Genomic DNA, 26,137 nt, shown 5'->3' on the forward strand with positions numbered 1-26,137 from the left:
TTGAAGTAAAAGGAATTAATTTGATGTTTGGCGGTTGTTTTCGTGGTTTTGTCTCTATTTTGAGACTGCTATGACTGTGAGGACGCTTTCGCGGGCATGCCCGCTCCCACAGTTGGGCGCATTCTCCTGTGGAAGCGGGTTCGCCCGCGATGCTTTTGATATTGTCTCTTTATGGGGAATTGTGTCTCTTTATTGAGACTCTGCGATCCCAAGCGCAATCATCTTCTTGTAAAGCGTCGACCGACCCAGTCCCAGCCGCTCAGCCGCCTCGATCACCTTGCCCCCGCATTGCGCGAGGGTGGATTGAATCAACTGCCGGTCAAACCGCTCGCGGGCCTGACTGAAAGTCTCGTGGATTGCGGGCTCTGACAGAGGCGCCAGCGCTCGCTCAACCGGTGTAAACGTGCCAATCGCGGCACGAATGTCATCCGCCGTCAGCATCAAGTCATCACTGAGCAGTGCTGCTCGCTCCAGCACGTTGCGCAACTCGCGGATATTCCCCGGCCACGCGTGCTGTCCCAACAGCTCCAGCGCTTCGCGGTTCAACTCGTGCTGACTGCGCAACTCCTCAAGAATCGCTTCACTGAGCGCCGGCAGATCATCCAGCCGCTCCCGCAGCGGCGGCACCTGAATCGGCAACACGTTGAGGCGGTAGTACAAATCCGCGCGGAACTCGCCGCGCTTGATCGCCGCTTCCAGATCCGTCGAGGTCGCGGCAATCACCCGCACATCGCTCTGGATTACTTCATTGGAACCGACAGGTTCGAATTCCTTTTCCTGCAACACCCGCAGCAATTTGCTTTGCAGCGGCAGTGGCATGTCGCCGATCTCGTCGAGAAACAGCGTCCCGCCCTGAGCGATCTGCAACTTGCCGGTGCGACCCTTGCGATCGGCGCCGGTGAAGGCGCCGGGGGCGGTGCCGAAGAACTCGGCTTCGAGCAGCGCTTCGGGAATTGCCGCGCTATTGATACTGACAAACGCCTTGTGCGCCCGAGGTGAAGCGCCATGGATCGCCTGGGCCAGCAATTCCTTGCCGCTGCCGGTTTCGCCCAGCAACAGAACCGGCGACTCGGCGCTCGCGCTGCGACGGGCACGGCGCTTGACCTCGAGGCTGGCAGCGCTGGTGCCGATGAAGTGGGCGAAGTTGTATTTGGTCTGGCGGGCACGCAGCAGCGAGCGGGTCGAGGCCAGCTCTTCCTGCATGCTCAGGTAGCGCTTGAGCATCGGCGACAGCGTGCGCAGTTCGTCGAACAGGGCAAAACCGATGGCGCCGATCACCGCGCCGGCGTCGTCATGAATCGGCAGGCGCATCACCACCAGCGGTTCTTTCGGGGTGTCCTGCATGTCCAGCAGAATCGGCCGCCCGGTGCGCACCACTTCGCGCAGCAGGCTGCCGGGGATCACGCTTTCGCAAGGCTTGCCGATGGCCCCGGCGGCGGAGTCGAGCCCGAATCGCCGGGCATAGCGCTCATTCATCCAGACGATGTTCGCGTCGCGGTCGACAATCACCGTGCCTTCACTGGATTGCTCGATGATCTCGAACAACGAACGGATCGCCAGCGTGCGAACCCGTTGGTAATCCTTGAGGCTTTCGGTGGTGTTCATGGCGGCGTCCATTGGCGGAAGTCAGGTGGCGCGATTATGCCTATCCCGGATGCGCCGCCGCCAACAGCTCTTTGGTATAGGGATGCTGCGGTGAGTCGAACACGTCATGGCTGGCGCCGCTTTCGACCACCTTGCCGTCCTTGATCACGATCATGTCGTGGGCCAACGCCCGCACCACGGCCAGATCGTGGCTGATGAACAGATACGTCAGGCCATGTTTTTCCTGAAGCTGGCGGAGCAGGGCGACCACCTGTTTCTGCACGGTGCGATCCAGTGCCGAGGTCGGTTCGTCGAGCAGGATCAGCGCGGGTTTGAGTACCAATGCCCGGGCGATGGCAATGCGCTGACGCTGGCCACCGGAGAATTCGTGGGGATAGCGATGACGGCTTTCGGGATCGAGCCCTACTTCCTTGAGCACGCGGATCACCTGGTCGTCGCACTCGTCGGCAGTGGACTGGCAATGCACTTCCAGCCCTTCGCTGATGATCTGCGCCACCGACATGCGCGGGCTGAGGCTCCCGAACGGGTCCTGGAACACCACCTGCATCTGCCGGCGCCACGGCCGCATCTGTTTCTGGTCGAGGCCGTCGAGGGCCGTGCCCTGGAAGCGGATGCTGCCCTTGGAGTCGAGCAGCCGTAGAATCGCCTGCCCGAGGGTCGACTTGCCCGAGCCGGACTCGCCGACAATGCCCAGCGTCTTGCCGCGCTGGATGTTCAGGCTGATGCCATCCACCGCGCGCAGGTATTGCTTGCGCTGGAACAGCCCGCCGCCGACCGTGAAATCAACCCGCAGGTCATCGACTTCCAGCACGTTCTCGCGTTCGTCCCGGGGCAGTGCTTCGCCTTCCGGTTCAGCGTTGAGCAACACGCAGCTGTAAGGGTGTTTCGGTTCGGTGAACAGGGTTTCGCACGGCGCCTGCTCGACGATTTCCCCGGCCTTCATCACGCACACCCGTTGGGCGATGCTGCGCACCAGATTGAGGTCATGGCTGATCAGCAGCAGCGACATGCCCAGGCGCCGTTGCAGGGACTTGAGCAGCAACAGGATCTTGCGCTGTACGGTCACGTCGAGGGCGGTGGTCGGCTCGTCGGCGATCAGTAATTCAGGTTCGCAGGCCAGGGCCATCGCGATCATCACCCGTTGGCGCTGGCCGCCGGAAAGTTGATGCGGATAAGCCTTCAGCCGTTCTTTCGGTTTCTGGATGCCCACCAGTTCGAGCAGTTCGAGGATTCGCGCCTGAGCTTCCTTGCCACCGAGGCCACGGTGCAGCAACAGGGTTTCGCCGATCTGCTTTTCAATCGTGTGCAACGGATTGAGCGAGGTCATCGGCTCCTGGAAAATCATGGCGATGCGGTTGCCTCGCAGATCGCGAAGGGTCTTGGGATCGGCGCCGACCAGTTCCTGTCCGCGATAACGAATACTGCCGGTGGTCCGGGCATCGCATTCGGGGAGCAGTTGCAGGATCGAGTGGGCCGTCACCGACTTGCCCGAACCCGACTCACCGACCAGGGCCAGGCACTCGCCGGGGCGGATGTCCAGGCACAGGTTGCGCACCACGGTCTGGCCATGGAAGGCGACGCTGAGGTCACGGATTTCGATCAGGTTGTCAGTCATATCAAATATCCGTTCATGAGCGCGGGTCAAAGGCATCGCGCAGCGCTTCGCCGATGAATACCAACAGGGAAAGAATCAGCGCCAGGGTGAAAAATGCGGTCAACCCGAGCCACGGCGCTTGCAGGTTCTGCTTGCCCTGACTGATCAGCTCGCCCAGTGAAGCGCTGCCGGCGGGCATGCCGAAGCCGAGGAAATCCAGCGCGGTCAGGGTCGAAATCGCCCCGGTCAGAATAAAGGGCAGATAGCTCAGGGTTGCGTTCATCGCGTTGGGCAGGATGTGCCGGACAATCACCTTGCGATCGCTCAAGCCCAAGGCTCGGGCAGCCTTGACGTACTCGAGATTACGACCGCGCAGAAACTCGGCGCGTACCACGTCCACCAGCGCCAGCCAGGAGAACAGCGCCATGATCCCCAGCAGCCACCAGAAGTTCGGCTCGACGAATCCCGAAAGAATGATCAGCAGGTAAAGCACCGGCAGTCCTGACCAGACCTCCAGCAATCGCTGGCCGAGCAGATCGACCCAGCCGCCGTAATAGCCCTGCAGGGCGCCGGCCGCGATGCCGATCAGGGCGCTGACGAAGGTCAGCATCAGGGCGAACAGGATCGACACCCGCGCGCCGAAGATCACCCGAGCCAGTACGTCACGCGCCTGATCGTCGGTGCCCAGCCAGTTGACCGAAGTCGGCGGGCTCGGTGCCGGTTTGTTGAGGTCGTAGTTCGGGGTGTCGTCACTGAATGGAATCGGCGGAAACAATAGCCAGCCACCGTCCTTGCGGATCAGCTTCTGCACGTAGTCGCTGCGGTAGTCGGCCTGGAACGGCAGTTGTCCGCCGAACTCCTGTTCGGTGTGTCGCTTGAATACCGGGAAGTACCATTGGCCCTGATAACTGACGACCAATGGCTTGTCGTTGGCTATCAGTTCGCCGCCGAGGCTAAGCAGAAACAGGCCGATAAACAGCCACAGCGACCACCAGCCCCGGCGGTTTTTCTTGAAGCGTTCGAAGCGGCGACGGCCCAGAGGCGAGAGCTTGAACATCAGGCGTTCCTCGCGGCGAAGTCGATGCGCGGGTCGACCAGCGTGTAGCACAGGTCGCCGATCAGTTTTATCAGCAGGCCGAACAGGGTGAAGATGAACAGCGAGCCAAACACCACCGGATAGTCACGGGACACGGCTGCTTCGTAACTCATGCGCCCGAGGCCGTCGAGCGAGAAGATCACTTCGATCAGCAACGAACCGGCAAAGAACACGCTGATGAACGCCTGGGGAATGCCCGACACCACCAGCAGCATCGCGTTGCGGAACACATGCCCGTACAGCACCCGGTTTTCGCTCAGGCCTTTGGCGCGAGCGGTGACCACGTATTGGCGGGTGATCTCATTGAGGAAGGAGTTCTTGGTGAGGATGGTCAGGGTGGCGAAGCCGCCGATCACCAGCGCCGTGACCGGCAATACCAGATGCCAGAAGTAGTCGGTGATCTTGCCCAGCGTCGACAGGGATTCGAAGTTATCGGACACCAGACCGCGCACCGGAAACCAGTTCAGCGAGGTGCCACCGGCGAACACCACGATCAGGAACATCGCGAACAGGAATGCCGGCATGGCGTAGCCGATGATGATTGCCGTGCTGCTCCAGATATCGAAATGACTGCCGTGGTGCACGGCTTTGCGGATACCCAGCGGGATCGACACCAGATAAGTGATCAGCGTCGCCCACAGGCCGAGGGAAATGGTCACCGGCATTTTCTGCAGGATCAGGTCGGTGACCGTGGCGCCGCGGAAGAAGCTCTTGCCGAAATCCAGCTGCGCGTAGTTCTTGAGCATCAGCCACAGGCGTTCATGGGCGGGTTTGTCGAAGCCGTACTGTTTTTCGATGTCCTTGATCAGCTGCGGATCGAGGCCGCGACTGGCGCGGGACGTGCCGCTCATGGTCTCGCTCGCACCGCCGCCGACACTGGCGCCGCCGATGCCTTGCAGGTGGGCGATGGCCTGTTCGACCGGACCACCCGGCGCGGCCTGGATGATCACAAAATTCACCAGCAGAATGATCACCAGCGTTGGAATGATCAGCAGCAGGCGTCGCAGTATGTAAGCCCACATCAGTGCGGCCCTCCGGGTCTGCCACGGCTGATTTTCTCGGCCGTCATCTGCTGGTTGGTCAGCGGCGTGCTGCTGATTTCCCACCAGCTCTCGATCGCTTCGTCATTGCTCGCCTGCACGGTGGGAATGCCGAAGCGGTTCCACCACACGGTCGACGTGCCCGGCGGGTAATAGTTGGGAATCCAGTAGTAGTTCCATTGCAGCACCCGGTCCAGCGCATGGGCATAACGCAGCATGTCGGCCTGGGTCGAGGCGCGGATCAGGCCGTTGATCAAGGTGTCGACCGCCGGGTTCTTCAGCACCATGTAATTGTTGGCGCCGGGATCGTTGGCCGATGCCGAACCGAAGTAGTTCAACAGTTCGCCGCCGGGGGAGGTGGTGACCGGGTAACCGGTGACGATCATGTCGTAGTCGCGGCTCATCAGGCGATTGACGTACTGCGAGGAGTCGATGCGACGGATGTCGAGGTTGATGCCGATCTGTTTCAGCGTGCGCTTGTAAGGCAGCAGCAGACGGTCCATCCCGTTCTGGCTGACCAGAAAAGTAAAGCTCAACGGCTCGCCGCGGTCGTTGACCAACTGGTCGCCATCGGGTTTCCAGCCGGCCTGTTCCAGTAGCTCCAGCGCTTGCAGTTGTTTGTCGCGAATAATGCCGCTGCCATCGGTCTTCGGTGCTTCGAAGACCTGAGTGAACACTTCGTCGGGAATCTGTCCGCGCAAGGGTTCGAGAATCTTCAGTTCGGCGGCATCCGGCAACTGGCGGGCGGCCAGATCAGTATTGGAAAAGTAACTCTGCTGGCGGATGTACATGTTGCGCATCATCTGCCGGTTGCTCCATTCGAAATCCCAGAGCATGGCCAGTGCCTGACGGACGCGGCGATCCTGGAATATCGGCTTTTGCAGGTTGAACACGAAGCCCTGTGCCGACTGCGGTGCTTCGGTGGCAAGATGAGCCTTTTGCAGACGACCGTCGCTCAGGGCCGGGCTCTCGTAGCCGATGGAGTAGCCGGTGGCGGAGAACTCACGGTTGTAGTCGTAGGCGCCGCCGCGCAGGACCTGGCGGGCGACGTCGGTGTCGCCGAAGTACTCGATGCTGAAGTGATCGAAGTTGTACAGGCCACGGCTGACCGGCAGGTCCTTGCCCCACCAGTCGGGATTGCGTTCAAAGGTGATGCTGCGCCCGGAGTCGACCTTGCCTACCCGATACGGGCCGCTGCCCAGCGGCGGTTCATAGCCGCCACCGCCGGCGAAATCACGGGTCTTCCACCAATGCTCGGGAAATACCGGCAGGGTCGCGATGTCCAGGGGCAGGGTGCGGTTTTCGTTGCTCTTGAAATCGAAACGTACGGTGAGCGGGGCTTCGACTTCGACGCCTTTGACGTCGGCGAACTGGGTGCGATAACGCAGGCTGCCTTGGGTCATCAGCAAATCATAGGTGTAGCGCACGTCTTCGGCAGTAATCGGCTTGCCATCGGCGAAGCGGGCCTTGGGATTGATAAAGAAGCGCAACGACAGGCCGTCATCCGAGCGTTCCATTTTCTGCGCCACGAGGCCGTATACGGTGTAGGGCTCGTCGAGCGAGCGCTGGGCCAACGGGGAATACAGCAGGCCGTCGATCTGGCTGACGCCGATGCCTTTGTCGATGTACGGCAGGACATGGTCGAAGTGGCCGATCTCGATGGCCGAGCGGCGCATCGTCCCGCCCTTGGGCGCCCGGACGTTGGTGTAATCGAAGTGACTGAAACCGGGCGGGTATTTTGCCGGTTCGCCATAGACGGTCATCGCATGCTGCGGTGCGGCGTCCACACCGGTGATCCCGAGCAGCAGGGTCACGGCAGTGAACATCAAAGTCGGGAAAGCCAGTCGCATTGTCAGCCTTAAAGCCGGGTAATCGATAAGCGCAATTTGTACGCGAGCGGCGCGCCGTTCGCCAGCGGTGTGGTGTAACCAAAACAAAACGGCCCGCCATCAGGCGGGCCGTTGCACAGCAGGTCGGGCTGAAATCAGTCCTGACGGCTGGTGACTTCCAGCAGGTGGTAGCCGAACTGGGTCTTCACCGGGCCTTGCACGACGTTGATCGGTGCGCTGAATACCACGGTGTCGAATTCCTTGACCATCTGGCCAGGACCGAACGAACCCAGGTCGCCGCCCTGACGGCTGGACGGGCAAGTGGAGTTGGCCTTGGCCACTTCGGCGAAATCAGCGCCACCTTCGATCTGGGCCTTGAGTTCGTTGCACTTGGCTTCGCTGGAAACCAGGATGTGGCGGGCAGTGGCTTTAGCCATGGGGAAACTCTCCAATCAAATCAGTAAAGGGGGGAGCCTACCGGATTCAGTGGCCGATTTCTCGCCAAAGTTCCATTCGCTCGTCTGATACCGGCCCCTAGAGATTAGCTGCTTGCAGGCGCAGGGCGTGTTCGATGTAGAGCTCGACGGGATCGTTTTCTGTGGTGCGCTGGCCGATGCCCCGACGCAGGCTGCGCAAATGGTCGAGCGGATAATCGGAGCGGATCACGGTGCCGAGGTGAGAGCTGAAACGGCCGACAAAACCGTCGTTCTGTGCGGGTTCTGTAATGAAATATTCCGACAGGGCCAGGCAGATGCCTTGCACCGGGTCGAGGGACTGCACGGTCAATTCCGGCACAACGCCACTCCACGAATAATAGCGAACGCCATCGACCCGCTCGGCACCCTGGCCACCCCAGGTTTCGGGAAGGCCCTGCGGGTATTTGTCATTGAATTTGCCAACGCCCTCTGTCGTCAGCGCGTTGAGTGCAGCCAGCGCATTGCGAGGCAGTTTTTCTTGCCCGCTGACCAATGACAGAAAGTCGGCAAACAGCGTGGCAACGTTCTGGGCAACGGCCTCCGGCAGTCGTCCGGGGATCAACGCCTTGCGCAGGAAGTCTGCCAGCTCCGAGCCGTGGTTGGGGCCGCTGACCGAAGTCACGGACGCGACCTTGTGTGGGGCAAGCGCTGCAGCATATCGAGCAGACAGTGCACCCTGGCTGTGCCCGACCAGGTTGACTTTGGTGGCACCTGTGCCTCTTAGCACACATTCGATTTGCGATAACAGTTGCTCGCCTCGCATTTCGTTGTCATGGACGGCCGACAAGTGCGGCACGAATACCTGTACTCCGGCAGCCTTGAGTGCCTGTTTGACGTCATGGAACAGTTCGAAAGGGCCGATGCGCTCGAATCCGAACAGACCATGCACCAGCAGAACGGGATAAAGAGTCGTTGCATTTCGTTGCATTTTTCGTCCTTGATCGCAGAGATTCATCGAAGTTGTCTGCGTGCCACTCTAAAACAGTCGCTGCGCTTGCGATGCCTGAAGAATCCTCCTAATGCGTTGGAATCTGGATCAGTGTGTGTATGAAATTTCACTTTTGAATGAGGTCCCGTTCTGAATATTTGGAGGGTTCTCGCCTTATCAAGCGTGTTTTTCCTTTTTTTGCCTACTCGCTTCAGTGCAGTTAACCCTGTCCCGCCGGGTGTGGGGCTGACATCGGGTGATCGATGAAGCGCGTTAAATAGAGGCTCTTTCACGCTGCTCTTCGGCGGCGTGTCACTTCCAGGGAATGGAGCAGCTAATGAACATGACGGATGCACAGGCAACAGCTTCGCGGGAGCGAGCCAATGGGATGGATGCTGAAAGAGTCGGGGCGTTCGAGCATTGTCATGCACGCGAGCAGTCTTTATCACTGCCCGTACCCTCAATCGATTCGTTGGAGGGTGCTGTCCTTGATCCCTCACTGAGCCGGGTTGTCGTGCGGATTGCTCCCTATCCGGGTATGGCATGCGGGGACCGGATCGTGTTGAGCTGGCGTGGCCACGATATCGAAGGTCTGCCTTATCACCATGAAATACCGCGATTTATCAGCGAAGCCCAACTGGGAAGGGCGATCGTTCTGGTCGTCCGGGGCGCACACGTGGCAGCGCTGGACGGAGGTTCGCTGGAGATGTTCTGGACATTGACCAGTGCCGCGCGGCCGGAACCAGTGATTTCCTTGCGCAGGCAACTGGATGTCGGAGACGTTCGGTGCAGCCTGCTGCCAGCCACTCTCGAGGATGCCGTTGGGGGCAGCCTCGACCCCGCACGTGTGATCGATGGGACATCGGTCACGCTTCAGCCTTATGCGGGTATGAGTGCTGGCGACCGGGTGCGGTTGATCTGGGAGGGGGCCGTGCAGGGAGCATCACTTCGAGACACGCTGATCGTCGAGTCCTTTGCTGTCGGTCGGCCTCTGGTGCTGGGGATCGCGCCCGAATTCATCACGCCGCATCTCGGCGGGGAGGTGGTGGTCCGATACTGTGTCGAACAGCAGAGCGGCGCGATTCGAGAATCAGGTGAGACTCGAATCAGCATCGCTCCTCTTGAAAGAGGTGTATTGGCGGCGCCCCAAGTACTCGAAGCCGATGACGGAGTGCTCAACGTGGAGGATGCAATCGACGGCGTGAGTGTGCTGATCAGCGATGCGCGGGTGGAAGAGGGTGAGCTGGTTTATCTCAAATGCGACGGCGAGTCATTCTTTCACCGCGATGATCGCGAAATAATCAACGGAATGGCGATGCAGCCGTTGATTTTCATCGTGCCGTATCGATTCTGGCGCGAACATGTGGACACCCTTGTGCAAGTGTCCTATTCGGTCGAGAGGCTTGATGATGTGAGTCAAATGTCCGGCGTGAAGCTGCTGCGAGTAAAGGGTTGATGTGTCGACATTGAGCATCGGCTGGCCCTCCGGGTGAATGACACACCGGAGGGCGGCTTGGCTGTCAGGACTGTTGTCGAATGCGTTGCGCGGCATCCAGCAACAAGCGTTCTGTTGCATCGAACCCGAGACAGCCATCTGTCACCGAAACGCCATAACGAAGCGACTCGCTCAGGGGCTGGCATCCCTCGAACAGGTGCGACTCGAGCATCATGCCGATCAACGAGCGGTTACCTTGCAGTCGCTGCTCCAGCACATCGTTGAACACGCCCGGCTGGCGGAGCGGGTCCTTGCCACTGTTGGCATGGCTGCAATCGACCATGATCCGGCTCGGAATTTTCAGGCGGTTCAACTCGGTATTGATGACGGCAACGCTTTCGCGGTCGTAGTTCGGCCCTTGGTGACCTCCACGCAGCACCAGGTGGGTGTCCGGGTTGCCCGGGGTCTGGATGATCGCCGGGTGGCCCTGGCTGTCTACGCCGAAATGGCGATGGGCATGGGCTGCCGAACGCATTGCGTCAACGGCGACGGTCACACCGCCATCGGTGCCGTTCTTGAAGCCGACCGGCATGCTCAGTCCGCTGGCCATTTCCCGGTGGATCTGTGACTCGGTTGTGCGGGCGCCAATGGCGACCCAGCTCAGCAAGTCATCGAAGTACCCGGCAGCCATGGGCTGCAGCAGTTCGGTGGCAATCGGGAGCCCGAGGCGGATCATTTCCAGCATCAGTTCGCGCGACAGCGTGAGGCCGGCAGCCATGTCGTCGCTGCCATTCAGATGAGGGTCGTAGGCAAGGCCTTTCCAGCCGACGGTGGTGCGAGGTTTTTCGACGTAGGCACGCATCACGAGCAGCATGTCATCACGGACTTCTTCGGCCAGGCGCGAAAGTTTGCTGGCGTATTCAAGCGCGGACTCGGGGTCGTGAATCGAGCAGGGGCCGACGATCACCAGCAGACGCGGGTCATGGCCATCGAGAATTGCGCGGACCGCCTGGCGGTGGGCGACGACTTGCTGGTTCAGCGCACTGCTCAGGGGCAATTGCTGTTTGAGTTGCAGCGAACTCGGCAGACGCAGGGTCAATGCTTCGTTGGCAGGGTTAAGAGTGGACAGTGGCAGAGCAGAAACGGACGAGTTCATATTCGGTCTTCCTGGGCGGACGGCGGGTGCTTCCCGCTCACTCGGCCCTACTGGGGTGTTCGACAATTGGCCGGATTGGCTACGTGTGTTGGCTTGCCACCTGTGGGTGACCGATCGGAGGCGGCAGGCTGTCCCGAGCGGAGGCTGGTAAATCGCCAGGCGGTAAAACTGTCGTAACGGTAATAAGTGGCGTAGTTCATTGGTTGAATCCTCAAAGTGTCTGGTGTGTTGCTGAAAAAATTAGGGCCTGAAAAAACAAAACCCCCGGTCGGGAGGCCGACCGGGGGTTGAGAAATCTCTGGTAGGCGACCCGTTCAAATGGGCGCCGGTTGGGTATCAGGCGCGCCAGTGGCTAAACCAATACCCAAAATAAAAGCTTGCAGGAGCAGCGCAGACGCCATTCGCCCGGGCAGCCGCAACCGAACGCGAGGCGCTGGCAGTACGAAGCTGTGAAAGGGCGTTGAACATGAACTGTCTCCAAAGAATGCGCCGAGCTTACTAGAGGCTGCTGCGCGTCAGCAATCAGAAAATGCTATTGAACGCTTAAGAGGGCCTCTATGGGTTGAGCGCCTGCAAAGGTGTGACACACTCTGCTTTCTGAACTTGCGCTCAAGGAAGGTGCATGAACTTGACTAAGATCGAGGCAGGAATGAGTTTTGAGTTGCGCCAGGCAACGTCCGCCGACCTGTCGTTTGTACGAGAGCTGACTTGCCGAAACATGCTCCGCTACTACATTCACTATGACTTGCTGTGGCAGGACGAGGCGTTTGATGTCGCTTGGGCTGGCCGCGAAAGCTGGTTGATCCTTCGTGATGGCGAATTGAAGGGGTATTTCAGTCTGAGTCGAGATGCGCGGGCTTTGTACATCCGAGAATTGCAGATCGTCGAAAGCGCTCAAGGCCAGGGCGCGGGATCCTGGGCGATCGATCAGGTTGTTGCGATGGCTCGGCGTGAGAGTCGCCCGGCCTTGCGCCTGACAGTGTTCAAAAATAATCCGGCGCAAAACCTGTATCGAAGAAAAGGAATGATTGTGCAGGGCGAGGACGAGTGTTTCCTGCGAATGCAGCTCGATTTCAGTACACCTGTGCTCTGAAACCCACGGCTGGCAAGCTCTCGATGAAAAGTTGAAACTTTTTATATGTTGCTTGCCGCTAGGTCTGCCCGGCACTTTTTGCTAAGGTGTCCGGCATCCCAATAAGACCATATCGCGAGGTGTCTGCTTGATTAGGGTGCTAGTGGTCGACGACCATGATCTCGTTCGTACAGGCATTACACGGATGCTGGCCGATATCGATGGCCTGCAGGTGGTAGGCCAGGCCGAGTCCGGGGAAGAATCCCTCATCAAGGCTCGTGAGTTGAAGCCCGACGTGGTGCTGATGGACGTCAAGATGCCAGGCATCGGCGGTCTCGAAGCCACGCGCAAACTGTTGCGAAGTCATCCCGACATCAAAGTGGTCGCGGTCACTGTGTGCGAGGAAGATCCGTTTCCCACACGGTTGTTGCAGGCCGGTGCGGCGGGGTATCTGACCAAGGGCGCCGGATTGCCGGAAATGGTTCAGGCCATTCGCCTGGTATTTGCCGGCCAGCGCTACATCAGCCCGCAAATTGCCCAGCAACTGGCAATCAAATCCTTTCAGCCGACCAACGATTCACCGTTCGATGCGTTGTCTGAACGGGAAATCCAGATTGCGCTGATGATTGTCGGCTGTCAGAAGGTTCAGATCATTTCCGACAAATTGTGCCTTTCGCCGAAAACCGTTAACACCTACCGCTACCGCATTTTCGAGAAGCTCTCGATCAGCAGCGATGTCGAACTGACGCTGTTGGCGGTTCGACACGGCATGGTTGATGCCAGCCTCTGACCATGACTGAAGCATTCGATTCGGGCGCCTTTCTTTCGACCGTCAGTGGGCGCCCCGGCGTGTACCGCATGTTCGACAGCGATGCGCGTCTGCTGTACGTCGGCAAGGCGAAGAACCTCAAGAAACGTCTGGCCAGTTACTTTCGCAAGACAGGCCTGGCGCCGAAAACCGCGGCACTGGTCGGGCGTATCGCCCAGGTCGAAACCACCATCACGTCCAACGAGACAGAGGCGTTGCTGCTCGAGCAAACCCTGATCAAGGAGTGGCGGCCGCCGTACAACATCCTGCTGCGCGACGATAAATCCTATCCCTATGTCTTTTTGTCTGACGGGCAATTCCCGCGCCTGAGCATTCATCGCGGGGCTAAAAAGGCCAAGGGCAAGTATTTCGGTCCCTATCCGAGTGCCGGGGCGATTCGCGAAAGTCTCAGTCTTCTGCAGAAAACGTTCTTCGTGCGTCAGTGCGAGGACAGCTACTACAAGAACCGGACCCGGCCGTGCCTGCAATATCAGATCAAGCGTTGCAAGGCGCCCTGCGTCGGATTGGTCGAGCCTGAGGTTTACGCCGAGGACGTGCGTCACTCGGTGATGTTCCTCGAAGGGCGCAGTCATGCGTTGACCAATGAGCTGTCGACGGCGATGGAAGAGGCAGCAATCAACCTCGAATTCGAACGCGCCGCCGAACTGCGCGACCAGATTGCCTTGCTGCGTCGGGTGCAGGATCAACAGAGCATGGAGGGCGGTACCGGCGACATCGATGTGATCGCTGCGTTCGTCAATCCGGGCGGTGCCTGTGTCCACCTGATCAGCGTGCGGGGAGGGCGGGTGCTTGGCAGCAAGAACTTCTTCCCACAAGTCGGGATTGAAGAAGAAGTGGCCGAGGTCATGGCCGCTTTCCTCGGGCAATACTTCATCAGCAGCCCTGAACGCGATTTGCCGAGCGAACTGATCGTCAACGTCGTGCACGAAGACTTCCCTGCGCTGATCGAGGCCATTCAGGCGCTGCGCGGACGTGAGCTGACTATCAGCCATCGGGTACGCGGCACACGGGCGCGCTGGCAGCAACTGGCTGTGACCAATGCCGAACAGGCGCTGGGCGCCCGGCTGGCCAACCGTCAGCACGTTGCCGCGCGTTTCGAGGCATTGGCAGAAGTGTTGAACCTCGACGAGCCGCCGCAACGGCTGGAGTGCTATGACATCAGCCACTCCAGCGGTGAAGCCACGGTGGCCTCCTGCGTGGTGTTCGGCCCGGAGGGGGCGATCAAATCGGATTACCGTCGGTACAACATAGAAGGCGTGACCGCCGGCGACGATTATGCCGCCATGCATCAGGCCCTGACCCGACGCTTCAGCAAGTTGAAGGAAGGCGAGGGCAAATTGCCGGACATCCTGTTGGTGGACGGCGGCAAGGGGCAGCTGTCGATGGCGCGTGATGTGCTCAACGAGCTGGCTGTCCCGGATCTGATCTTGCTGGGGGTCGCCAAGGGTGCCACGCGCAAGGCGGGATTCGAGACTTTGTATCTGAATGATGCGGCGCACGAGTTCACCTTGCGGGGTGATTCGCCGGCGCTGCATCTGATCCAGCAGATTCGTGACGAAGCCCATCGCTTTGCAATCACTGGCCACCGCGCACGCCGCGGCAAGACCCGCCGCACGTCAACGCTCGAAGGCGTAGCAGGCGTCGGGCCAACCCGGCGTCGGGACTTGTTGAAACATTTTGGTGGATTGCAGGAGCTGTCTCGTGCAAGCATCGAAGAGATCGCCAAAGCACCGGGGATCAGCAAAAAGCTAGCAGAGTCGATTTATGCAAACCTGCATAGTGAGTAGAATGCCCATTCACCTCGTAGCCAGTTGTGCCGATGAATATCCCTAATCTGATTACCGTTCTCCGCGTCCTGCTCATCCCGATCTTCATTCTGTTGTTCTATCTGCCTTACCAATGGAGCTATCTGGCCTCAAGTTCGGTTTTCGCCTTTGCGGCGGCAACGGACTGGCTGGACGGCTATCTCGCGCGACGCCTGGAGCAGAGCACGCCGTTTGGTGCGTTTCTGGATCCTGTCGCTGACAAACTGATGGTTGCCGTTGCCCTGGTGCTACTGGTGCAAGAACACGGCAATCTTTGGCTCACACTTCCGGCGGCTGTCATCATCGGTCGCGAGATCGTAGTTTCGGCATTGCGTGAGTGGATGGCCGAGCTTGGTGCGCGGGCCCATGTGGCCGTGTCGAATCTGGGCAAGTGGAAAACTGCTGCACAGATGCTCGCGCTGGTGATCCTGCTGGCCAATCCAAAAGATTTCAGCTTTTGGGTTCTGGTCGGTTATGCGTTGCTGATGGTCTCTGCAGGCCTGACCCTGTGGTCGATGGTTCAATACCTCCGCGCTGCCTGGCCACATCTGAAGACCGATGTTGAAAAGAAATAAAACTTTTTTGAATCAAAGGGTTGACGGGGCATCTGGAATCTATAGAATGCGCCACACCAAGCGGGAATAGCTCAGTTGGTAGAGCACGACCTTGCCAAGGTCGGGGTCGCGAGTTCGAGTCTCGTTTCCCGCTCCAAGTTTGTACAACGTTTGTTGTTGCGCTACTGACAGCAAATGTTTTGAGGCCGAGTAGCAAAATGGTTATGCAGCGGATTGCAAATCCGCCTACGCCGGTTCGATTCCGACCTCGGCCTCCACTATAAACAAGCTCCGTAGATCCATGATTTACGGAGCTTTTTTATTTGCGTTGCACTGAAAGATTTAGTCTTTGAAACCGCAACTGCAAACTTGCTTCACCGGGAAGTGATGTATATATTTCCCCCTCTGCCGCCGACATGCAGTTCCTGTCAGGACTGTGAATCGTCGTCAGAACCAAGCAACACCGCGCTACCGCCCGAATGGCGAAACTGGTAGACGCATGGGACTTAAAATCCCCCGCTCGTAAGGGCGTGCCGGTTCGATTCCGGCTTCGGGCACCATGAATATCAAGGGCTTGCGTGAGTTTACTCATGCAGGCCCTTATCATTTGCGCTCCGCAATTTCGGAGCCTGCTCCGCAACTCACTTGGTCGGGGTGACTTTCTTGCCGATCCTTTTCCGGGTGTCATTCTCCGTCGACACTTCTGTGGTGTGCCCGAGCTGCTCCTTGTTTTCCATAGCGCACAAGTATCGCGAAACGCGCACGGCTTTCTTTAACTCGGCCTAGCGTCGGGGTTTGTATTAAAGATTTCAGCTTTGCAGACGACATAGTGGTGTTAAGAACAATACGCCGGAGGAAAAAATGGGATTTTTCGACAAGGTCAAGGAGCTGGCTCTCAAAGCTAAATGCGGAGTCGGCATTCACGCCGGAGACTATGTCAAGGCTGTTAGTGGCCCGGCGTGTTTGCTGGAAAAAACATGCCCTGACTGTTTTGAGCATTTGACCAAACACAAGCATGAGTTTGGTGAGTTTACCTACAAGAACCATCATACCTGTACGATGATTCGCAACTGCGTACATTGCGAACACGAAGATTCAAAGGTGAAGCATGAAGATTTCGTCGAGATGGGCACAGATGATTTTTGCAAGGTGAAGGAAAAATGCATCAGATGCGGCTTCACTCAGGTGAAGAAGGAGGACCACTACATGACTGAGGTCTCCCGTAACGATACGCATAAAACGCTTTCGTGCATCCGGTGTAACAAGACCGAGACAAGGCAGTTAGAACGATACTGAGTTTGAAAACATCCAAAACCCGGCCACCGAGCCGGGCTTTTTATGCGCATGATTCTTGTCTGAACGCTGTTTTGAAAAGCCACCACCTTTTTCCCTTTCCTATCCCAGGTGTACTTTTCGGTCATTGCGAGCGAAGTGAGCTAGTGTTTCTTTCTGGCTCAACCGAACACAGGACAATGATGATGAAGCGACTGCTATTGAGCGTTTTGCTGATGTCTTCAGGCTTTGCTCAAGCCGGCATCCCGCTGTTGAACGCAACATGCCCGGGCAATATCGAGGTCCATGCTGACAAGGGCGGCCCGATCTATATCAACGGTAAAGAAGGGAAACTGAAGAAATTCAACGATAACGCCTTCGAAGCCAAAGGCAGTGGCGTGACCATCTCGCTGACAATCATGCCCGACGGCTCACCTGATGTTTCTTACACGGGCAAGAACAAAGCCAATGGGGTTTGTCAGGTGAAGGAAACAAAGTAATTCGGGTTGTTCCATTAATAAGCAATGATCAGCGGGGCGTTGAGCAAACAAAAAAATGGGCCGATTTAATCGGCCCATTTTTTTTGCTCAGACAAAAGTTTGCCCAGTAAACCCTCTAGGCAAGCGCTGAAGTCCGGCCATCGCGGTCAACCGCTCGATCCACTCCGAACGCCAGTCGGACGCGGAGTGTGCAGCCCTGGAATGGCGAGCCGCGCGCCGCGCCGCATTGCGCTGGTCTTTGCGCGCATCCTTGTATGCGTCGGTATTGCGGCAGCTGCGGCACTTCACACGATTGAGTTCGCTGCTGGAGGAGAGGTTGTTGCCCTTGTGCCCGCAGGCCAGGTGCCCGTCGACTTTGAAATGAATGACCATAAGACGTCTCCTTGGTGACGTGTAAAGGTATTGACCTCTCACGACCAAGGACGTTCTTTATTCGCGCACCGTGAATCGATGGCTTACCTGAAGCGTGGCAACGGCCGGTCGATCGGTTTGAGCGATGACAGGGTGCTGCGAATCAGCGGGGTATCCTTTTCGATATCGTTCAGCCGGTCGCGGATGCGCAGGGCGGTGGGGTGCCCGCCTTGATGGTCGACCCAGTCGGCGATCTCTTTGCAGGCCGCGGCCAGGCGTGCTTCGCGGGCATCGAGCAAGGTGAGGAGAGTGGTGATGGACTCTCTTTCGGACATGGAACACCTCCGTTCATTAATCCGCTCGGTGGCAGCAAAAAGCCCGCGAAGGGCGAGCTTTCTGCCGTTGGGGCGCTGCTCCTTCAGCTGGTTTGAGTATAGACCCGTAAATGACAGCTATCAGCCCGACGACTCGGGGGCGGTCACTCGCGAGCTGGCGGCGTTGAGCCGATGACATTCCTTGCGGGCGTCTTCTTCCCGATCGTAGCCATCGCCGATGAAACCGCCGGTTCGCGTGTCGCAGATGCGATACCAGCCCAGGGCTTCTGCGGGCTCATGGAGAGTCTCTCCGGCGCGCCGGCCGTGGATGACGATCTTGTTGCAGCGCTTCACGACGAATATGTCTTCCATGGCGTCACCGCGGCTGATTCGTACCAGATCAACTATAGAAGCCCTGAGCAATCGTGCAAAAAATAGCCAAGTCAGTTCGTCGGGTGCAGTTGCCAGCCTAATGGGTGCCAGCGCAGATGGTGAGTCGGATTCAACGCCTCGAGGAAGTCCTGATCGTGGGAAACGGCGACAATGGCACCCGGAAATGACTGCAACGCCCGTTCGAACGCTTCCACCGACGGCAGATCCAGATGGTTGGTCGGCTCATCCAGCAGCAACAGCTGCGCAGGATCCGTTCGCCACAAGGCCAGCGCCAGTGCGGCTTTCAGGCGCTCGCCACCGCTCAACGAAACGCAGGGAGCCGTGGCGCGGCTTGCATCCAGCTGCAAGTGTGCGAGATAGCTGCGCAGGGTGCCCTCGGTCAGTGCAGTTCCTTGCATCATCAGCTGTTCGGTGATGGAACGCTGATCGTCCAGTTGCGCCAGTTGCTGATCCAGGAATGCGAATGGCACGTGAGTCGTGGCGGTTCCATCGACGGGTGTCAGTTCCCCGGCGAGCGCTTTCAACAGGGTTGATTTGCCACAGCCGTTGGGACCGCTGACAGCGATGCGCATCGGGCCGTGGATCGTAAGGCTCAGTGCGCCGTTTGACAGCCAGGGCAGCCGAGCGTCAACCAGCGAGCAGATCTGGCGGTTGTTCGGCACCGCGCTCCCGGGCAGGTTGATCAGCACGCTGTCCTCGGGTTGCACCTTGGCGTAAGCCTCGCGCACCTGGGCATCGAGCTCTGACTTGCGGGCCTGATGACCCTGACGTACATGCCCCATGATCTCTCGCGCGGCGCCCTTGATCGCCACGTATTCGAAACTGGCAATGTTGGCGGTTTCGGCGTTGCGCCGCGAGTTGGCGGCGTGGCGCTGTATCGTGTCGTGTTCGCGCCGTAGCCGAATCCGCTCTCGCTGGCGTTCGCTTCTGGCGTGGTCGAGGCGTGCCTGCGCCGCGGCTTGATGGATCCGCTGATGCTCGCGGAATGCCGAGTAATTGCCACCGAATTCGATAGCCCCCGACGCGCTCAACTCGACAATCCGCAGCATCCGGTCGAGCAGCTGCCGATCATGGCTGACGACGATCAAACCAGTGTGCCAGCGTTCCAGTAAGTTCATCAGCCATTGTCGTCCTGGTGCATCCAGATGGTTGGTCGGCTCATCGAGAACCAGCAGCGGAGCCTGACTCAAAAACGCGCCAATCAGTGCGATGCGCGCTTGCTGGCCACCACTGAGGTTTCCGGTCTCGTCGGTGAAGGCGACTTCGGCCAGGCCGGCGTCATCGAGCAGGCGGCGCAGACGGTCCGCCAGATCCCATTGTTCGCCAATGAGATCGAAATCCTCGACTGATCCGCAGCCCCGGTTCATTCGGTCCAGAGCCTGAAGAATCGCGGCGCTGCCGGTGGACTCGGCGACCGTCTCGCCGGGTGCAGCGACAAAGCTCTGCGCCACGTAGGTTGTCGCCACGGCGCGCGTCACGCTGCCGCTGGTGGGTTGCCATTCTCCGGCGATCAGGCGCGCCAGTACGCTTTTGCCAACGCCATTGCGCCCGACGATGGCGGTCGGGGTGTGATCGAATTTCAGATTGAGTGCAGTGAAAATCGTCTCGCCATTGGCGAACTGAAAACCCAGTTGATTCAGGGAGACGAGAGCAGGCGTACGCGAGACGTGAGTCATCGGCACCTCCAGAAAATGTCGTGAACACTGACACGCGCCATGAATGGCGTGTCGCGATTACATTTTTGAAGGCTTAGTTGTTCACTTCTGCGGTCGTCCCGGGGAGGTAGGAGGGCGTAGCCTAGTCGAGACGGCCGAAGGCTTCAAGGCGTGCCTGCCTGCTCGACCATCCGCTCAAGGAATAGCGCCAATGCGACTTCTTCCTTGCGCAGGCCTTTGCGGATGCGCGGCTTCGGCAGCTCGGCCAAGGCGCCGAGCATGAAATGCTCGACCACCGCCGGGTGGATGTAGCACTTTCTACAGACCGCCGGCGTGTTGCCCAGTTGGCGGGCGACGCCCTTCACCATCTCGACCACATGCCGCTTGGCCTCGGTCTCGGATTCCCATTGCAGCTCCCGCAGAACCGCCAAAGCGAGGGCGCTGCCGGCCCAGGTTCGGTAGTCCTTGGCGGTGAAATCCGCGCCGGTCAGGGTTTGCAGGTAGGTGTTGACGTCAGAAGAGCTGACGGTATGCCGCTCGCCATTTTCATCCAGATACTGAAACAGGTTCTGCCCCGGAATTTCCAGGCAGCGCTTGATGATCCGCGCCAGTCGCCGGTCCTTCACCGTGATCTGATGTTCGATGCCGCTCTTGCCGCGAAACTGGAACAGGATCGCGCTGCCGTTGACCTCGACATGCCGGCTGCGCAGGGTTGTCAGGCCGTAGGAGCGATTGTCCCGCGCGTATTGCGTGTTGCCGACGCGGATCAGCGTGGCGTCGAGCAGCGTGATGACCGTCGCCATGACTTTGTCGCGGCTGAAGCCCGGCGAGGCCAGCAGCGCCTCCAGCTGTTTGCGCAGTTTGGGCAGCGCCAGACCGAACTCACGCAGACGCGAATACTTGTCCGCGTCGCGCACTTCGCGCCAGCGAGCGTGATAGCGATATTGCTTGCGCCCACGTGCGTCCCGGCCGGTGGCTTGCAGATGGCCGCGCGGGTCGGCGCAGATCCACACGTCGACGTAGGCCGGCGGAACAGCCAGTGCGTTGATGCGTTTGATCTCGTCAGGATCGGTGATGCGCTGGCCTGCGGGGTCGAAATAGGCGAATTTTCCGCGCAGTTTTTTTCGGGTGATACCGGGCTGTGTGTCATCGACGTAATGCAGATCCGAAGGCAACACTTCGGTGAGCGCAGTATCGGGCATGGCGGACTTCCTTCGCGTCAAATCAGGCTGTTAAAGCCATTGACCGCACGCCATGACGGTCGTGCCCGCGGATTTACGCCAACACCGCGACGGCCTTGATCTGGGCCCACAATGACTGGCCCGGATGCACGCCAAGCTGATCCCGCGAGTAGCGAGTGATGCGCGCCAGCAACGGTGTCCCGCCGGCATCGAGGCGAATGAGCACGTGCGCGGCGTTGTCGGCCGGTTGTTCGCTGACGACCGTGACCGGGAGGCGATTGAGGATGCTGCTGAACTCGCTGTTTTGCAGGGTCAGGCTGATGTCGCGTGCGTGCACCTTGCATCGCAGTCTCTGGCCCGTCGTCATCGGCGCGTGAGTCACGCGGATATTCAGTGACGAGTCCGGCAGTTGCAGGGCGAGCAATTGATAGTCGGCATCGTAGCCGCTGACCTGGCCTTCAATGATCACGCCTGCGTCGTTGTCCATGGCCAGTGGCAGGTCGAGCCGCGCCAGGGTTTCGCCAATCGGACCGCTGGCCAGCGCTTTGCCGTCGCTGAGCAGCACCAGATGATCGGCGAGCCTGGCCACTTCGTCCTGAGCGTGGCTGACATACAACACCGGGATTTCCAGTTCGTCGTGCAGGCGTTGCAGGTAGGGCAGGATTTCGCTTTTGCGCTGACTGTCGAGGGCCGCCAAAGGCTCGTCCATCAGCAGCAGTCTGGGGCTCGTCAACAGCGCGCGAGCGATGCCGACACGCTGACGCTCACCGCCGGACAAGTGCTGCGGATGACGATCGAGCAAGTGGCCGATCCCTAGCAGTTCTGTGGCTTGGGTCATGTCGACCCGGCGCTGTGCCTTGGCAATGCGCTTGAGGCCGAATTGCAGATTGGCCAGCACCGACAGATGCGGAAACAGGCTGGCTTCCTGAAAGACATAGCCGAGCGCGCGTTTGTGCGGCGGCACGAAAATGCCTTTCTCGCTGTCCTGCCAGACCTCGTCATTGATGCGGATAAAGGCCTGTGGCGCGCGTTCGAGCCCGGCGATGCAGCGCAGGCATGTGGTCTTGCCCGAGCCGGACTGACCGAACAGCGCCGTCACACCGCGACCGGGCATCTGCAGATCGACATCGAGGCTGAAGCCCGACCAAGCCAGTTTCAGACGTGCATCAATCATCGATCAGCTCCAGCCCGCGCGGGTCTTGCGGCTGGAATACAGCGCCAGCAACACCAGAAACGAAAACACCAGCATCGCCCCGGCCAGCCAGTGCGCCTGCGCGTACTCCATGGCTTCGACGTGGTCGTAGATTTGTACGGAAACCACCCGGGTCTTGTCAGGAATATTCCCGCCGATCATCAGCACCACACCGAATTCGCCGACGGTGTGGGCGAAGCCGAGGATTGCTGCAGTGATGAAACCGGGGCGGGCCAGGGGCAGAATCACGCTGAAGAAGGTATCCCAGGGATTGGCGCGCAAGGTCGCGGCCACTTCCAGTGGGCGAGTGCCGATCGCGGAGAAGGCGTTTTGCAACGGCTGCACCACGAACGGCATGGAATAGAGCACCGAGCCGATCACAAGGCCGGTGAAGCTGAACGTCAAGGTGCCAAGCCCCAGCCACTGGGTGAAATGGCCAATGAAGCCATTGGGGCCGAGGGCCAGCAGCAGATAGAAACCGATGACCGTCGGTGGCAGCACCAACGGCAGCGCGACAATCGCGCCGATGGGGCCGCGCAGCCAGGAACGGCTGCGCGACAACCACAGGGCAATCGGCGTGCCGACGACCAGCAGGATCGCGGTGGTGAGGGACGCCAGTTTCAGGGTCAGCCAGATCGCCGCGAAATCGGCACTCGTCAGCGACATTTACAGCTGATAACCGTAGGACTTGATGACCGCAGCGGCTTTCGGGCCTTTGAGGTAATCAACCAGCGCCTTGGCAGCGGCGTTGTCCTTGCCTTTGTTGAGGATCACTGCGTCTTGCTTGATCGGGTCGTGCATGCTCGCCGGAACGATCCACGCCGAACCGCTGCTGACCTTGCCGTCCTTGTAGATCTGCGACAGGGCGACGAAGCCCAGCTCGGCGTTGCCGGTGGACACGAACTGGTAGGCCTGGGTGATGTTCTGGCCTTCGACGATCTTGGCTTTGGTGGCGTCGGTCAGTTTCAGTTTTTCCAGCACCTGAGTGGCGGCCAGACCATAAGGGGCGGCTTTCGGATTGGCGATGGACAGGTGCTGGTACTGGTTTTTCTTCAGGACGTCGCCTTTGGCGTCGACGTAACCTTCCTTGGCCGACCACAGTGCCAGGGTGCCGATGGCGTAGGTGAAGCGCGAACCCTTGACGGTGTCGCCTTCTTTTTCGAGTTTTTCAGGGGTGGTGTCGTCCGCCGAAAGGAATACTTCGAACGGCGCGCCGTTTTTGATCTGGGTGTAGAACTGGCCGGTGGCGCCATAGGCTGCGACCAGTTTGTGCCCGGTGTCTTTTTCGAAATCGGCGGCAATCGCCCGGATCGGCGCGGTGAAGTTGGCCGCGACAGCGACTTGCACTTCGTCGGCCTGCGCGGCGCCGATGGCGAATACCGCGAGCAGGGCAGGGGCAAAACGTGAGGCACGATTGATCATGTAACGGCTCCGTGGATGGCAAGTGCAGTGGGCAGTTGTTATTGGAAGGTAGACTGCGCCGATGCGAGGGGGTGAAACGCTATATAGAGAAATATATAGCGAAATGCCGCCAAACGGAAAGCACTGCTTTTAAACCGGGTGAGAGCGCCACGCTCCTCACCCGTTCGGGTTCATCATCGCGTCAGTTTCGCCAGTGCGCCTTCCGCCAGTTGCCGGGTCAGTTCGGCGGTGCCGAGGTCCTTACCAAGTGTGAAGGCCTGGCCGGCCCAAAGGTTACTGAATTCGGCTTCACCCTTCGCGCGCAACGGCATCAAGGCACCGCCGGCCAGCGGAAAGGCGGGGGCCTTGTCCGACATCGGGCCCAGCTCGCGCATCACCCGATTGAGAATCCCCCGCGCCGGGCGCCCGGTAAACAGATTGGTCACCGCTGTCTCGCTTTCCTTGGCGGTGCGTAAGGCCTTGTGATGCGACGCACTGACTTTCGCTTCCGGGGTAAACAGATACGCCGTCCCGACTTGAACCGCCGAAGCACCGAGCATGAACGCTGCCGCGACGCCGCGCGCATCGGCAATCGCACCGGCGGCAATCACCGGCACACTCACGGCGTCGACCACTTGCGGCACCAAGGCAAACGTACCGACCTGACTGCTCAGGTCAGCGCTGAGGAACATCCCGCGATGGCCGCCGGCCTCGTAACCCATGGCGATGATCGCGTCGCAACCGTTCTGCTCCAGCCAGATCGCTTCGTCGACGGTGGTTGCCGACGAGATGATTTTCGCACCGGTGGCCTTGACCCGATCCAGCAGGGATTTTTCCGGCAGGCCGAAGTGGAAGCTCACCACTTCAGGGCGAAATTCTTCCAGCACTTCGCAGGCGGCCGCATCGAAGGGCGCGCGGTTGGATACCGGCGTCGGTGCATCGAAATCGACACCCAGTTCGCGATAGTAAGGTTCCAGCAGGTTTTTCCAGTCACGGGCCTTTTGCTCATCGGCGGCCGGCGGTTGATGGCAGAAGAAGTTGACGTTGAACGGCTTGTTCGTGCCCTGGCGAATGGTCTTCAGCTCTTCGCGCAGTTGCTCGATGGTCAGCATCGCGGCCGGCATCGAACCCAGGCCACCGGCGTTGCACGCTGCGATGACCATGGATGAATTAGTGGCTCCGGCCATGGGGCCCTGGATGATCGGCAGTTCGATACCGAACAGGTCAAGAATGCGGGTATCAGGCCATTGGCTCATGGAATAGCTTCTCCGACGACGAAACAGGGCAGGGACGGTAGCAGCCGGTTTTTTAACGCAAAGCCACCCCCCATGACCAGCACAGATTTGTAGCTTGAACAGCCGGCGCTGGCTCGGCGTTCGGGCCCGATTGGCTAAAGGTCGAGTGGGGCAAAATGTTTCAGTGTGCTATTCCAAACCCTCGACATCCTGAATTCCACCCGTGAGAGGCAGTCATGTTCAAAGGCATTTTGATCGACAAAGACGACAGCGGTTATCGCGCCAACCTGCATGAGATCAACGACGAGCAGTTGCCCGAGGGCGATGTGACGGTTCGCGTCGCGTACAGCACGCTGAACTTCAAGGACGGCCTGGCGATCACCGGCAGTAGCCCGGTGGTGCGCAAGTTTCCGATGGTGCCGGGGATCGATCTGGCGGGTACCGTTGAAGTCAGCTCGCACCCCGATTACAAGGTTGGCGATGCGGTTCTGCTCAACGGCTGGGGCGTCGGTGAAAACCACTGGGGCGGTCTGGCGCAAAAAGCGCGATTGAACGGTGACTGGCTGATTCCGCTGCCCAAGGCATTCACCGCCGCGCAAGCCATGGCCATCGGCACGGCCGGCTATACGGCGATGCTTTGCGTCATGGCGCTGGAGCGAAACGGCGTGACCCCGCAACAGGGCGAAGTGCTGGTAACGGGGGCCAACGGCGGCGTCGGCAGTTTTGCCATCGCATTGCTGAGCAAGCTGGGCTACCGCGTGGTCGCTTCGACCGGTCGGGTGTCGGAACACGAATACCTGAAACAACTGGGCGCGGGCGAAATCATTGATCGCGCCACCCTGTCCGAACCCGGCAAGCCGCTGGCCAAGGAGCGCTGGGCGGGCGTTATCGATTCGGTCGGCAGCCACACGCTCGCCAATGCCTGTGCCAGTACCCGGGCCGAAGGCACCGTGGCTGCGTGCGGTCTGGCTCAGGGCATGGATTTCCCCGCATCCGTGGCGCCGTTCATTTTGCGTGGCGTGACGCTGGCCGGGATCAACAGCGTGACCCAACCCAAGGCGCGCCGCATCGAGGCTTGGGATCGCTTGGCGAAGGATCTGGATTTTGCCCTGTTGCCGCTGATCAGCCATGAAATCGGCCTCGGCGAAGCTATCGACGCGGCACCGAAGTTGCTGGCGGGGCAACTCCGGGGGCGAGTTGTCGTTGATGTGAATCGCTGATTAC

Annotated in this window: 25 protein-coding genes and 3 tRNA genes; 11 read left to right on the plus strand and 17 right to left on the minus strand. The window is 59.5% G+C overall.

Features of this window, described 5'->3' with window-relative positions; all coding sequences use genetic code 11:
* Positions 1 to 189 precede the first annotated feature (189 nt).
* From CAF74_RS05040 to CAF74_RS05070, 7 genes are all read right to left on the minus strand, one after another.
* The gene (locus CAF74_RS05040) at positions 190 to 1,605 is read right to left on the minus strand and encodes a sigma-54-dependent Fis family transcriptional regulator (protein WP_085745515.1); all 1,416 of its coding nucleotides are present in this window, start codon (positions 1,603 to 1,605) and stop codon (positions 190 to 192) included.
* A 40-nt stretch (positions 1,606 to 1,645) separates the two neighbouring features.
* On the minus strand, positions 1,646 to 3,220 hold the full coding sequence (locus tag CAF74_RS05045) for an ABC transporter ATP-binding protein (protein WP_007952057.1): 1,575 nt from the start codon (positions 3,218 to 3,220) through the stop codon (positions 1,646 to 1,648).
* A 13-nt stretch (positions 3,221 to 3,233) separates the two neighbouring features.
* Entirely contained in the window at positions 3,234 to 4,256 is a 1,023-nt protein-coding gene (locus tag CAF74_RS05050; RefSeq protein ID WP_085745516.1) for an ABC transporter permease, read from the minus strand.
* Positions 4,256 to 5,317, minus strand: coding sequence for a microcin C ABC transporter permease YejB (locus CAF74_RS05055; protein WP_007952064.1), 1,062 nt, complete (start codon positions 5,315 to 5,317; stop codon positions 4,256 to 4,258). The genes CAF74_RS05050 and CAF74_RS05055 overlap by 1 nt, the downstream gene beginning before the upstream one ends.
* Positions 5,317 to 7,185: an extracellular solute-binding protein gene (locus CAF74_RS05060; protein ID WP_085745517.1), complete on the minus strand. Its 1,869-nt coding sequence runs from the start codon at positions 7,183 to 7,185 to the stop codon at positions 5,317 to 5,319. The genes CAF74_RS05055 and CAF74_RS05060 overlap by 1 nt, the downstream gene beginning before the upstream one ends.
* A 134-nt stretch (positions 7,186 to 7,319) precedes the next feature.
* Positions 7,320 to 7,601, minus strand: coding sequence for a peptidylprolyl isomerase (locus tag CAF74_RS05065; RefSeq protein WP_007952068.1), 282 nt, complete (start codon positions 7,599 to 7,601; stop codon positions 7,320 to 7,322).
* A 97-nt stretch (positions 7,602 to 7,698) separates the two neighbouring features.
* On the minus strand, positions 7,699 to 8,568 hold the full coding sequence (locus CAF74_RS05070; protein ID WP_085745518.1) for a triacylglycerol lipase: 870 nt from the start codon (positions 8,566 to 8,568) through the stop codon (positions 7,699 to 7,701).
* Between the two features lie 337 nt (positions 8,569 to 8,905).
* Between CAF74_RS05070 and CAF74_RS05075 the strand changes: the two genes are divergently transcribed.
* The gene (locus CAF74_RS05075; RefSeq protein WP_085745519.1) at positions 8,906 to 10,024 is read left to right on the plus strand and encodes a hypothetical protein; all 1,119 of its coding nucleotides are present in this window, start codon (positions 8,906 to 8,908) and stop codon (positions 10,022 to 10,024) included.
* Positions 10,025 to 10,088: 64 nt separating this feature from the next.
* Here CAF74_RS05075 and CAF74_RS05080 read toward each other — a convergent pair whose 3' ends face one another.
* A complete protein-coding gene (locus CAF74_RS05080) occupies positions 10,089 to 11,159 on the minus strand; it encodes a 3-deoxy-7-phosphoheptulonate synthase (protein WP_085745520.1) in 1,071 nt (356 codons plus the stop codon).
* A gap of 649 nt (positions 11,160 to 11,808) precedes the next feature.
* Here CAF74_RS05080 and CAF74_RS05085 point away from each other — a divergent pair.
* From CAF74_RS05085 to CAF74_RS05125, 9 genes are all read left to right on the plus strand, one after another.
* On the plus strand, positions 11,809 to 12,252 hold the full coding sequence (locus CAF74_RS05085) for an N-acetyltransferase (protein WP_085745852.1): 444 nt from the start codon (positions 11,809 to 11,811) through the stop codon (positions 12,250 to 12,252).
* Between the two features lie 127 nt (positions 12,253 to 12,379).
* Positions 12,380 to 13,021 carry a UvrY/SirA/GacA family response regulator transcription factor gene (gene uvrY, locus CAF74_RS05090; RefSeq protein WP_032829778.1) on the plus strand — a complete coding sequence of 214 codons (642 nt, stop codon included), beginning with the start codon at positions 12,380 to 12,382 and terminating at the stop codon, positions 13,019 to 13,021.
* Positions 13,022 to 13,023: 2 nt separating this feature from the next.
* Complete coding sequence (uvrC, locus tag CAF74_RS05095) at positions 13,024 to 14,847, plus strand: excinuclease ABC subunit UvrC (RefSeq protein ID WP_085745521.1); 1,824 nt, start codon at positions 13,024 to 13,026, stop codon at positions 14,845 to 14,847.
* Between the two features lie 32 nt (positions 14,848 to 14,879).
* Positions 14,880 to 15,440: a CDP-diacylglycerol--glycerol-3-phosphate 3-phosphatidyltransferase gene (gene pgsA, locus CAF74_RS05100; protein WP_085745522.1), complete on the plus strand. Its 561-nt coding sequence runs from the start codon at positions 14,880 to 14,882 to the stop codon at positions 15,438 to 15,440.
* 60 nt (positions 15,441 to 15,500) lie between these two features.
* Positions 15,501 to 15,576 (plus strand) — tRNA-Gly (locus tag CAF74_RS05105).
* A 47-nt stretch (positions 15,577 to 15,623) separates the two neighbouring features.
* Positions 15,624 to 15,697: transfer RNA gene (locus CAF74_RS05110), tRNA-Cys, on the plus strand.
* A 195-nt stretch (positions 15,698 to 15,892) separates the two neighbouring features.
* Positions 15,893 to 15,979: transfer RNA gene (locus CAF74_RS05115), tRNA-Leu, on the plus strand.
* A 301-nt stretch (positions 15,980 to 16,280) separates the two neighbouring features.
* Entirely contained in the window at positions 16,281 to 16,715 is a 435-nt protein-coding gene (locus CAF74_RS05120) for a hypothetical protein (protein ID WP_085745523.1), read from the plus strand.
* 182 nt (positions 16,716 to 16,897) lie between these two features.
* On the plus strand, positions 16,898 to 17,191 hold the full coding sequence (locus tag CAF74_RS05125; RefSeq protein WP_085745524.1) for a hypothetical protein: 294 nt from the start codon (positions 16,898 to 16,900) through the stop codon (positions 17,189 to 17,191).
* A gap of 87 nt (positions 17,192 to 17,278) precedes the next feature.
* On the opposite strand, the gene CAF74_RS05130 is transcribed toward CAF74_RS05125, so the two are convergent.
* The 9 genes from CAF74_RS05130 to CAF74_RS05170 all read right to left on the minus strand — a co-directional run bounded on the left by CAF74_RS05130 (position 17,279) and on the right by CAF74_RS05170 (position 24,934).
* Entirely contained in the window at positions 17,279 to 17,563 is a 285-nt protein-coding gene (locus CAF74_RS05130) for a hypothetical protein (RefSeq protein WP_085745525.1), read from the minus strand.
* An 83-nt stretch (positions 17,564 to 17,646) separates the two neighbouring features.
* Positions 17,647 to 17,877, minus strand: a complete 231-nt coding sequence (locus CAF74_RS05135) for a hypothetical protein (RefSeq protein WP_007958902.1) — start codon at positions 17,875 to 17,877, stop codon at positions 17,647 to 17,649.
* Positions 17,878 to 17,997: 120 nt separating this feature from the next.
* Positions 17,998 to 18,228, minus strand: a complete 231-nt coding sequence (locus CAF74_RS05140) for a hypothetical protein (protein ID WP_007958903.1) — start codon at positions 18,226 to 18,228, stop codon at positions 17,998 to 18,000.
* A 71-nt stretch (positions 18,229 to 18,299) separates the two neighbouring features.
* Positions 18,300 to 19,925: an ABC-F family ATP-binding cassette domain-containing protein gene (locus CAF74_RS05145; RefSeq protein ID WP_085745526.1), complete on the minus strand. Its 1,626-nt coding sequence runs from the start codon at positions 19,923 to 19,925 to the stop codon at positions 18,300 to 18,302.
* 143 nt (positions 19,926 to 20,068) lie between these two features.
* Positions 20,069 to 21,106, minus strand: a complete 1,038-nt coding sequence (locus CAF74_RS05150; protein WP_085745527.1) for a DNA topoisomerase IB — start codon at positions 21,104 to 21,106, stop codon at positions 20,069 to 20,071.
* A gap of 73 nt (positions 21,107 to 21,179) precedes the next feature.
* Positions 21,180 to 22,259: a molybdenum ABC transporter ATP-binding protein gene (modC, locus tag CAF74_RS05155; RefSeq protein WP_085745528.1), complete on the minus strand. Its 1,080-nt coding sequence runs from the start codon at positions 22,257 to 22,259 to the stop codon at positions 21,180 to 21,182.
* 3 nt (positions 22,260 to 22,262) lie between these two features.
* The gene (gene modB / locus CAF74_RS05160; RefSeq protein ID WP_007958914.1) at positions 22,263 to 22,943 is read right to left on the minus strand and encodes a molybdate ABC transporter permease subunit; all 681 of its coding nucleotides are present in this window, start codon (positions 22,941 to 22,943) and stop codon (positions 22,263 to 22,265) included.
* Positions 22,944 to 23,699, minus strand: a complete 756-nt coding sequence (modA, locus tag CAF74_RS05165) for a molybdate ABC transporter substrate-binding protein (RefSeq protein WP_085745529.1) — start codon at positions 23,697 to 23,699, stop codon at positions 22,944 to 22,946.
* Positions 23,700 to 23,872: 173 nt separating this feature from the next.
* Positions 23,873 to 24,934: a nitronate monooxygenase family protein gene (locus CAF74_RS05170; protein ID WP_085745530.1), complete on the minus strand. Its 1,062-nt coding sequence runs from the start codon at positions 24,932 to 24,934 to the stop codon at positions 23,873 to 23,875.
* Between the two features lie 215 nt (positions 24,935 to 25,149).
* Between CAF74_RS05170 and CAF74_RS05175 the strand changes: the two genes are divergently transcribed.
* Positions 25,150 to 26,133: an MDR family oxidoreductase gene (locus tag CAF74_RS05175; protein WP_085745531.1), complete on the plus strand. Its 984-nt coding sequence runs from the start codon at positions 25,150 to 25,152 to the stop codon at positions 26,131 to 26,133.
* Positions 26,134 to 26,137 lie beyond the last annotated feature (4 nt).

Source organism: Pseudomonas sp. R45(2017) (assembly GCF_002112305.1).
GTDB classification, from domain to species: Bacteria; Pseudomonadota; Gammaproteobacteria; order Pseudomonadales; family Pseudomonadaceae; genus Aquipseudomonas; species Aquipseudomonas paraglycinae.